The 9,913-nt window shown below is 74.5% G+C and carries 7 protein-coding genes; 2 read left to right on the forward strand and 5 right to left on the reverse strand.

Annotated features, from left to right (window positions below; genetic code table 11):
• Positions 1-367 precede the first annotated feature (367 nt).
• The gene (locus tag F8568_RS29215; protein WP_151596903.1) at positions 368-1,213 is read left to right on the forward strand and encodes a polysaccharide deacetylase family protein; all 846 of its coding nucleotides are present in this window, start codon (positions 368-370) and stop codon (positions 1,211-1,213) included.
• On the opposite strand, the gene cutA is transcribed toward F8568_RS29215, so the two are convergent.
• The 5 genes from cutA to F8568_RS29240 form a co-directional block, all read right to left on the reverse strand.
• The gene (cutA, locus tag F8568_RS29220; RefSeq protein WP_151596904.1) at positions 1,159-3,639 is read right to left on the reverse strand and encodes an aerobic carbon-monoxide dehydrogenase large subunit; all 2,481 of its coding nucleotides are present in this window, start codon (positions 3,637-3,639) and stop codon (positions 1,159-1,161) included. The two genes, F8568_RS29215 and cutA, sit on opposite strands and share 55 nt — an antisense overlap.
• Positions 3,639-4,163: a (2Fe-2S)-binding protein gene (locus tag F8568_RS29225; protein WP_151596905.1), complete on the reverse strand. Its 525-nt coding sequence runs from the start codon at positions 4,161-4,163 to the stop codon at positions 3,639-3,641. The genes cutA and F8568_RS29225 overlap by 1 nt, the downstream gene beginning before the upstream one ends.
• Positions 4,163-5,026 (reverse strand): FAD binding domain-containing protein, encoded by an 864-nt coding sequence (locus F8568_RS50640; RefSeq protein ID WP_151596906.1) that lies wholly within the window; start codon positions 5,024-5,026, stop codon positions 4,163-4,165. The genes F8568_RS29225 and F8568_RS50640 overlap by 1 nt, the downstream gene beginning before the upstream one ends.
• 12 nt (positions 5,027-5,038) lie before the next feature.
• Positions 5,039-6,547, reverse strand: coding sequence for a uracil-xanthine permease family protein (locus F8568_RS29235; protein WP_151596919.1), 1,509 nt, complete (start codon positions 6,545-6,547; stop codon positions 5,039-5,041).
• A gap of 142 nt (positions 6,548-6,689) precedes the next feature.
• On the reverse strand, positions 6,690-8,570 hold the full coding sequence (locus tag F8568_RS29240; protein ID WP_151596907.1) for a PucR family transcriptional regulator: 1,881 nt from the start codon (positions 8,568-8,570) through the stop codon (positions 6,690-6,692).
• A 212-nt stretch (positions 8,571-8,782) separates the two neighbouring features.
• Between F8568_RS29240 and F8568_RS50645 the strand changes: the two genes are divergently transcribed.
• On the forward strand, positions 8,783-9,739 hold the full coding sequence (locus F8568_RS50645) for a DUF2877 domain-containing protein (RefSeq protein WP_151596908.1): 957 nt from the start codon (positions 8,783-8,785) through the stop codon (positions 9,737-9,739).
• The last annotated feature ends 174 nt before the right edge of the window (positions 9,740-9,913 follow it).

Raw genomic sequence — 9,913 nt, forward strand, 5'->3', positions numbered from 1 at the left:
GAGACCGTGCACACGTGCCGCCCTCCCTACCCCGGAGGAACCCGACGGGCTGACCCTGGAACAAGGCGTCTCTCCGACGGACCGGGACCTGCTAGCGGGCGCTCCAGTGCCTACCCGCACGGGACTTCCACCCGTAGGCCTCGGCCAGCTTTCAGGACGCACCATGGTCCGACTCTAGGGAACGCATGCGCCGTGCCGAACGGCAACATCTGACATGACCCGCCGAGGATGCGGCGGGTCCCCGGCGACGGCCCAGCGAAATGGTCAGATATGTCCGGCTGATTCGGTCGCGTGCGAACTCCCCGGCGCGCGGGCGCGTCAACCGAAGCGAACGACCGAACCCCCAACCGAATGGAGTACGCGGCCGATGCGAGGGAAGACGCCCGTGATCGCGATGGTGACCGCCGGAGTCGTCGGAGTGGCCGCGGGCGGCTGGCCGGTGATGCGGGCCGAGGCCGGCGGCGACTCCGGGCCGTCGATGCGGGCGCAGCTGTCCTCGGTGCTCGCCGACCAGCGGTGGGCGATGCCGAAGCCCGGCACGTGGACGCCGCCGAAGCCGTCGGCGGACGGGCTCCCGCCGGTCATCGACCACATCGACACCACCGAGCGCGTCGTCTTCCTCACCATCGACGACGGCTACACCTACGACTCGGAGTTCGTGGACATCGTCCGCAAGGAGAAGGTGCCGATCCTGACGTTCCTGACGACGACGTACCTGCACGGCCAGGGCCAGTACTTCCTCGCGATGCGCAACGCGGGCTCGCAGATCGAGGACCACACCGTCACGCACCCGAACATGCCGTCGCTCGCCCCCGACGCGCAGAAGCGGCAGATCTGCGACTCGGCGGATGCGATCCAGCGCGAGTACGGCCGCCGCCCGCAGATCTTCCGGCCGCCGTTCGGCGCCTACAACCAGGCGACGCGGCAGGCGTCCAAGGACTGCGGGATGAAGTCGATCCTCACCTGGACGGCGGAGTTCTACAACGGCACGTCCGGGCCCGGCGTCGGCTACAACGGGTTCGCGCGGGCCGACGGCGGCAAGGGCTTCAAGCCCGGCGACATCATCCTGATGCACTACCGCAAGGGCCTGGCCGGGGAGTTCCGGATGATCCTCGGCTGGATCCGGCAGGCCGGGCTGCGGCCCGCCGCCGTGCAGAACTACCTGCCGCGCTCGCTCGGCGGCAACGCGCCCGACACGCCCGCCGCGAACTGACCTCCGGGGCCCGCCCCGGCGCGCGGGCCCTCCCGGACGCGCAGGCCCGGGTCTTCGGACGCCCGTTCGCGCAGCTCGTACAGGGCGTCCGGGGACAGCGGCATCGCCTCGACGCGCAGCCCCTCGGCGTCCTCGACGGCGGACGCGACGACGGCCGACACCGGGATCACGCCGGCCTCGCCCGCGCCCTTGATGCCGAGCGGGTTCAGCGGCGACGGCGTCTCCAGGTGGTCGGTCTCGATGCGCGGGACCTCCGTCGCGTACGGCATGAGGAAGTCCATGAACGAGGCGTTCAGCAGCTGGCCGGACTCGTCGTAGACCATCCGCTCGTAGAGGGCGCCGCCGACGCCCTGCGCGACGCCGCCGTGGATCTGGCCCTCGACGACCATCGGGTTGACGAGCCTCCCGCAGTCGTGCACGACCGCGTACCGCAGGATCGCGATCTCGGCGGTGTCCGGGTCGGTCTCCACGATCGCGGCGTGCGCGCCGGCGGCGAACGTCGACCGGACGGGCGAGTAGTAGCCGCGCCCCTCCAGCCCGGGCTCGTCCCCCTCCGCGACGGGCGGCTCGGTCGCCGGCCGGCCCACCGCGAACTGCGTCGCGGCGGCGGTCTCCGCGTCGAACGCGTACCGCAGCGGGTTCGACAGGACCGCGACCGTCCGCAGCGGGACGGACGCCGAGGTGTCGCCGCGGACGTGCACGACCCCGTCGGTGATGTCCAGGTCGCGCGGGTCGGCCTCGAGGGCCTCCCCCGCGATCCGCAGCGCCTTGTCGCGGACCTTCCGGCACGCCAGCGCGATCGCGTTGCCGCTCATCACCGCGGCGCGCGAGGCGAACGTGCCGACCGCGTACCCGAACCGGCGCGTGTCGCCGGTCGTGACGTGCACGTCCCGGATCGGTACGCCGAGCTCGGCGGCGGCGATCTGCGCGAACACGGTCTCGTGGCCCTGGCCCTGCGAGGTCAGCCCGGTCGACACGTGCACCCGCCCGGCCGTGTCGATCTCGACGTGCCCGCCCTCGTACGGGCCGACGCCCGTGCCCTCGACGTACACGCCGAGCCCGATGCCGATGCGGCGGCCGCGGCGCGCGGCGGCCTTCCGCTCCGCCTCGAACCCGTCCCAGCCGATCAGCTCGCGGACCTTGCGCAGCAGCTCGGGGTAGTCGCCGGAGTCGTAGATCAGCGGGCGGCCGTCCTGGAACGTCAGGCCCTGGTCGTAGGGGAACTCATCGGGCTGGATGAAGTTGGCGAAACGCACGTCGGCGCGGTCGAGGCCGAGGTGGCGGGCGATGCGGTCCATCGTCCGCTCCATGCAGAACACGCCCTGCGGGCGGCCCGCGCCCCGGTACGGCGTGACGATGAGGGTGTTGGTGTAGAGGCTGACGACCTCCGCCCGGTACGCGCCGATCTTGTACGGGCCGAGCAGCTGCGTGGACGTGACGATCGGGATGATGATCCCGTACGGGGTGTAGGCGCCGTGGTCGTGCAGGATCCGCACGTCCAGGCCGAGGACGCGGCCGGCGTCGTCGAACCCGACGCGGACGTCCTGGAGCTGGCCGCGCTCGTGGGCGGCGGCGACGAAGTGCTCGCGGCGGTCCTCGGTCCACTTGATCTCGCGGTCGAGGAGCCGCGCCGCCCACGGGACGAGCACCTCCTCCGGCCACGGATGGACGATCTTCACGCCGAACCCGCCGCCGACGTCCGGCGCGACGACCTCGACCTTGCCGTTCGGCAGGCCGAGCCGCGCCGCGATCGCGGCGCGCACGCTCGTCGACGCCTGCGTGGAGGAGTACACGCGCAGCGACCCGTCGTCGGCGTCCCACCGCGCGTACACGCCGCGCCCTTCCAGCGGCGTGGACGCCGACCGCTCGATCGACAGCCGGAACTCCAGCGTGTGCGGCGCCGCGTCGATCGCCGCGGCGGCGTCGCCGGTCTCCTGGAGCAGGACGGCGCCGACGTTGCCGGGGACGTCGTCGTGGACGAGGTGGTCGGCGCGCTCGGCGTTCTCGATGCCGACGACGGCGGGCAGCGGCTCGTACTCGACGCGGATGCGCTCGGCGGCGTCCTCGGCGAGGTACCGGTCGCGGGCGACGACCATCGCGACGGGCTCGCCGACGTGCCGGACGACGTCGCGGGCCAGCGGGTACCCGGTGCGGCCGTGCGTCAGGGCGGGGTGCGGGATGAGCAGCGGCAGCGGCTCGCCGACGCGTCCCGGCAGGTCCTCCCAGGTGTAGACGGCGACGAGGCCGTCCACGTCGAGCGCGTCGGACACGTCGATGCCGGTGATGCGGGCGTGCGCGTGCGGGGACCGGACGAACGCCGCCGCGAGCGCGTCCCGGCCGAGGTCGTCCAGGTAGCGGCCCCGGCCGGTGAGGAGCCGGGCGTCCTCGCGGCGCCGGACCGGCTCGCCGAACACGCGGGTCCCCATCAGGCCTCGCCTTCCGGGCCGGCGCCCGCGTCCGCGTCCACGCCCGCTTCCGCGAGCAGTTCGGCGGCGCGGTGCACCGACTTCACGATGTTCTGGTAGCCGGTGCAGCGGCACAGGTTCCCGGAGATGCCTTCGAGCACCTCGTCCTCCGTCGGTCGCGGCGTCTCCCGCAGCAGCGCGGTCACGGTGCACAGGAAACCGGGCGTGCAGAAGCCGCATTGCAGGCCGTGGCATTCGCGGAACGCCCGCTGGACCGGCGACGGCGTGCCGTCCGGCGCGGCGAGGCCCTCGACGGTCGTGACGTCGTGTCCGGCGGCCGTCACCGCGAACGTCAGGCAGGACCGCACCGGGTCACCGTCCATCAGCACCGTGCAGCAGCCGCAGACGCCGTGCTCGCAGCCCACGTGCGTGCCGGTCAGGCCGAGGTCGTGGCGGAGCAGGTCCGACAGCAGCCGGCGGGCCGGGACGCGCGCCGTGCGGTGCACCCCGTTCACCGTCAGCGCGATGTCGTGGAACTCCTCCATCACTCCCGCGCCCTCCTCAAGGCCTCCGCCGCGGCCGACGCCAGCGCCCTCTCCGTCAGTACCCCGGTGAGGTGGCGGCGGTAGCGGGAGCTCGCGTGGATGTCGGACTCGGGGTCGATCCGCTCCCGGACGTACGCGGCGGCGGCCGGCCAGTCGCCGTGCGGTCCCGCCGCCTCGGTCAGGTCCAGGACGAGCGGCACCGGCGCGATGCCGAGGTATCCGGCGCGGGCGGCGCCGATCCGCAGGTCCTCGTCGAGCGCGACGACCGCGGCGACGCCGGACAGCGCGTAGTCGCCGTGCCGCCGCGCCGTCTCGGTGAACGCCGTCCCGGTGCGGGGCGGCGCGGCGGGGAAGAACGCCTCGACGGCCAGCTCCCCCGGCGCGAGCGCCGACTCCAGCGGGCCGGCGAAGAACTCCGCCGCCGGGATCGTCCGGCGGCCCCGCGCCGACGCGGCCTCGACCGTCCCGCCGAGGACGGCGAGCACCGCGGGCAGCTCCGCCGCCGGGTCGGCGTGCGCGAGGCTCCCGACGACGGTGCCGCGGTTGCGGACGACCGGATGCGCGACGTGCCGCAGCGCCCGGCCCAGCAGCGGCTGCACGGCCGCCGCCTCCACCGACCGCTCCACCCGCGCGTGCCTGGCGAGCGCGCCGACCCGCACGCCCTCGTCGCAGCAGCGGACGGTGTCGAGCCCGGCGACGCCGTTGATGTCGACGAGGTCGGGCGGCGCGGCGAGGCGCATGTTGAGCAGCGGGATGAGGCTCTGCCCGCCCGCGAGCACCTTGGCCCGCGGGGCGTCCGCCAGCATGCCGAGCGCCTCGTCGACGGTGCGGGGCGCGTGGTGGCGGAACGGCGGCGGCTTCACGGCGCCGCCCCCTCAGCCCGCATCGCTCCCGCCGCCCCCGCCGTCCGAAGCCTCGCCCGGTCCGCCGGGTCTACCGGGCTCGCCCGCCGCGCCCGGACGGACCGGCCCGCCGATCTCCCGCTCCGCCGGCGCGATGACGCCGCCGCCCGCGCCGTCCGGGCGGCGCACCGCGTTCAGCAGGTGGTAGCCGACCAGCACCGCGATCGTGCCGAGCGCGATGCCCTGCAGCGGGAAGTCGTCGGTGATCTTCAGGGTGACGTTCCCGATCGCCAGGATGATCGCCGCCGCCACCGGGACGAGGTTGACCGGATCGCCGAAGTCGACCCGGTTCTCGATCCAGATCTTCGCGCCGAGCAGCCCGATCATCCCGTACAGCACGACGGTGATGCCGCCGAGCACCCCGCCCGGCGTCGCCGCGACCAGCGCGCCGAACTTCGGGCACAGCCCGAACAGCACCGCCACGACCGCCGCGACGTAGTAGGCGGCGGTCGAGTAGATCCGGGTCGCGGCCATCACGCCGATGTTCTCGGCGTAGGTGGTGGTGGGCGAGCCGCCGACCGCCGTGGCCAGCACCGTGCCGACGCCGTCCGCGCCGATCGCGCGGCCGAGGACCGGGTTCAGGTCGTCGCCGGTCATCGCCGCCACCGCCTTGACGTGCCCGGTGTTCTCCGCGATCAGCGCGATGACCGGAGGCAGCGCCAGCAGGACCGCCGAGGTCGTGAAGTCGGGCGCGTGCGTGTGCGGGAACCCGAACCAGTCCGCCGCCTTCACCGCCGAGAAGTTCAGCCGGTCGTGCGGGAACGCCGTCGCGACGCAGAACGGCCCCTCGGCCGTGCACGCCTTCCCGGCCCCGTCCAGCAGGTTCTGCCCGGGCAGCATCGACGTGATCTCCCCGGCCGTCTTGTCGAGCACCCACGACAGGACGAACCCGAACACCAGCGCCAGCAGGATCGCGATCCGCGACCAGAACCCGCGCAGGACCACCGTGCAGAACACCGCGAAGCACAGCGTCGCCAGCGCGACCCACTGGTCCTGCGGCCAGTACGTGTTCGCCACGACCGGCGCCAGGTTGAACCCGATCAGCATGACGACCGCGCCGGTCACCACGGGCGGGAACACCCGGTGGATCACCTCGCCGCCGAGGAAGTGCACGATCACGCCGATCACCAGCAGCACCGCGCCCGCGACCAGGATCGCGCCGGTCACCCGCGCGCTGTCGCCGCCCGCCGCGCGGATCGCCGCGACCGCCCCGACGAACGAGGCGCTGGTGCCGAGGTAGCTCGGCACCCGGCCGCCGACGATCAGCAGGAACAGGATCGTCGCGAACCCCGACATCATGATGGACAGGTTCGGGTCGAGGCCCATCACCACCGGGAACACGAACGTCGCGCCGAACATCGCGACCACGTGCTGGGCGCCGATGCCGGCGGTGCGCGGCCACGACAGCCGCTCCCCCGGCCGGACGACCTCGCCGGGCGGCGGCGTGCGCCCGTCCCCGTGCAGCTTCCAGCCGATCACCATCCGGGGTTCCTCCTGGTCGACGTGGGCGTCCGCGCCCGCTCGCGCTGCGGGCACGGTAGATCTACCCCGGCGGGCGGGCATCGGCGACATCTGCCGAAGTTCGGCGCGCCGTCCGGGCGGACCCGGGACGGCGACGCTACGCTCAGATACCGCGCATGCGCAGCACGTGCAGGGCGAGGGTGAGGTTGAGCCGCAGATGCGCGTCCTCGGTGAACGCCCCGAGCATCCGTTCCAGCTTGCCGATCCGGTACCGCAGCGTGTTGTAGTGGAAGTGCAGCCGGCGCGCCGTCTCGGCGACGTTGAGGTTCGTCTCCAGCAGCACCTGCAGGGTGCGGCGCAGGTCCACCAGCTCCGGCTCGTCGTCGACCGCGAGATCGCCGAGGGTCTCCCGGACGAACGCGTGCAGCTCCGCCGGGTCCGACACCAGGCTCAGCAGCCGGTACACGCCGAGCTGGTCGAAGTGCGCCCGCGCGCCCGCGCCGTGCAGCTGCCGCCCGACCCGGACGGCCTTCACCGCCTGCTCGTAGGCCTCCGGCAGCTCCGCCGGGCGCGTCACCGTCCGGCTGATCCCGGTGGAGAACGTGCGGCGCACCGGCAGGTGCTCGGCGAACAGCGCCGCCGCCTCCTTCACCATCGCCTGCACGGCGCCCGCGGCCGGCTCGCCGCCGCCGTCGGCGCCGGCGTCCGCGCCGACCACCGCGACGATCTCGTGCGCGAAGCTGGCGACCGCGGCGCCGCGGTCGTGCCGCCGCACGGCGGTGCTCCACGCCGCGGCGAGGCGCTCCTGCGCCGCCCGCTCCTCGGCGCCGCGGACGCCGCGCATCGCCGCGTCCGGGTCGGCCGCGCGCGCCCGCGCCGGCTCGGCGGCGCGCCGCTGTTCGGCGGCCCGGCCGCGGCCGGCGCCGGAGCCCTGCTTGCGGGGCCTGCCCTCGTTCTCCGGGCTCGGCGCCGGCGCCGGGACGGCGGCGCCGGATGCGCCCGCCGCGCCGGAGGCGGTGCGCGGCCGCCCGTCCAGCTCCGCGACGACCACCATCACCGGGCGGTCCAGGTCCCAGCCGAACCCGCCGCAGTGCGCGACGACCCGGTCGTCCTCGCCGGCGCGGCCCGCGAGGATGTCGCGCAGGAAGTCGGCGCGGTACTTGCTCTCCACCGCCGCGACCGCCTGCTGCTTGGTCACCACCAGCGCCGCGACCGTCGCGGCCCGCTCGAGGATGCCGAGGTCGGAGCCGCGCAGCGTGCCGGCCGGGGTGAACGCGATGATCCGGCCGTGGTCGAAGCCGCCCGCGACGACCGGCACCACCAGGTGGTCGCCGGTGCCGTGCGCGCCGATGATGCCGCAGCCGCCGCGCCCGCACGCCGCGTGCCGGCCCGCGTCGAAGCCCCGCATCGCCTGGACGTGCTCGTCGGGCCCGGCGCCCGCGAGCACCCGCTGCTCGCCGTCCAGCACCACGACCGCGACGTCCAGCAGCGACGCGACCTCGTCGACGACCTCCTGCAACCCGCCGCCGCACAGCACGATCTGCACCAGCGCCCGGTGCACCTCCTCGGTGCGGGCGAGGACGGCCGCCTGCCGGTTCAGGATGTCGGTGAGCACCTGGTTCAGGATGTCGTCGAAGCCGACGTCGTTGGGGAGCAGGATGAGCGGGAAGCCGCGCCGGTCCGCCTGCGCGATCATCTCGGCGGGCAGCGAGTCCAGGTAGCGGCCGAGCTTGATGGCCAGCGCCGCGAGGCCGCGCTCGTCCAGGTCGGCGACCAGGTTGTCCAGCGACTGCGGGGTGTTGCGGAGGGGGTAGCCGGTGGTCAGCAGCAGCTCGTTCGGTTTGACCCACGACAGGATGTCGGGGACCTCCATCACGTTGAGCCGCTGCACGACCCGGTCGAGCCCGGACCGTCCCGCGATGAGGCGCGCGCCGTCCAGGGTGCTGGCGCCGAGGACCTCGCCGACGGACAGGCCGTAGGTCAGTGTGCCGGTGCTCGCGAGCCGCAGGGCCGGTGGGCCCGGGTCCGCGCTGGTGTAACTCATGCCAGGGGTCACCTCGCCTTTTGGTGCGTACATCGCCGCGTGTGGCGTGATCGCTACCGGTATCTGATCAACAGTGACAACAAAGACGAACGATGACAACCATCCTTGGCAGCTTTTCCCATACGTCCGGTGCGAGGGCCGTTCTACCGTTTCGGCGGAGGCCGGGCCGCCCGCGATCCGGGCGGCAGCCGACACCGGCCTCGGGAGGATCCGTGACCGCACTCGTCCGCGACCCGATCCCGCTCCCGGCCCGTCCCGGACGGCGGCCACCCACCGCCGGCGCGGCGAGCCTGGCGCTGCGGCCGCTGCTGGACCCGCCGCGGCGGGCCGCACGGGTCATCGCGGTGTTCCCGTCCGCGCTCTACCTGGAGATCCGCGGCGGGCCCGAACCGCGCGTGCTGGCCGTCGTCACCTGCGACGCGGTCCGGCTGCCGAACGCGGTGGTGGTCGCCGCCGAGCGCCGCGAGCAGCCGTTCCGGTCCGTCCGCGAGGGCGACGAGGCGGTGGTCGGCGACGGCCGCGTGGAGGCCGGGGCGCTGTGCGTGCGGGTGCGCCGCTGGTGGGATCCGACGCCCGCGCTCGGGCCGATCCAGCCCGCCGCGCTCGGCCGCGGCGTCGCCGTCCTGGAGGACGCGTTCGCCGCCGCGGGGATGGCGGGCGGCGGGCTCGCCGGGCATCCGGACCCGCTGGCGCTCGCCGAGTGCTGCGCGGCGGGCGACCTCGCGGGCGCGGTGGAGGCCGCCGAGCGGATCGTCGGCCTCGGGCCGGGGCTGACGCCGAGCGGGGACGACATCCTGTGCGGGCTGCTGGTGTCGCTGCGGCTGGTCGGCGGCGCCGTCGCCGGCCGGCGGGGCGGGACGGCGGTGTGGCTGGCCGACTGGCTCGGCGCGGCCGTCACCGCGGACGCCGGCACCCGCACGACGGCGCTGGCCGCGACGCTGCTGCACTGCGCGGCGGCGGGCGGCGCCGGCGGGGAGATCGCCGCGGTGCTGCGCTGCGTCGCCGGGCACGAGCCGCCGTCCGCGGCCGTCCGGCGGCTGCTGGCGATCGGCCACACCTCCGGCACCGACCTGGCGTGGGGGGTCCTCGCGGGGTGCCGTGCCACGCTCGCCCTCTCCTCCCCCGGCCGCCGCCGTGCGGCGGCGAACCCGGCGGAGCACACCGCATGAGCGAAGCGAACCGGGGGGTGCGGGGGGTCGTCCCCCCGCAGGCGACACGCATGAGTAGCCCTGTGTCAAGCAGCAGTGGGTTGATCTTGTTTGAGGAGGGTCTGGAGGGCTCGGTGTTGGGCGGGGTCGTAGGGGACGCGGTCCTGCCAGCAGTGCCAGATCACGAACAGCCAG

This window comes from Actinomadura physcomitrii, assembly GCF_008923205.2.
Taxonomy (GTDB): domain Bacteria; phylum Actinomycetota; class Actinomycetes; order Streptosporangiales; family Streptosporangiaceae; genus Spirillospora; species Spirillospora physcomitrii.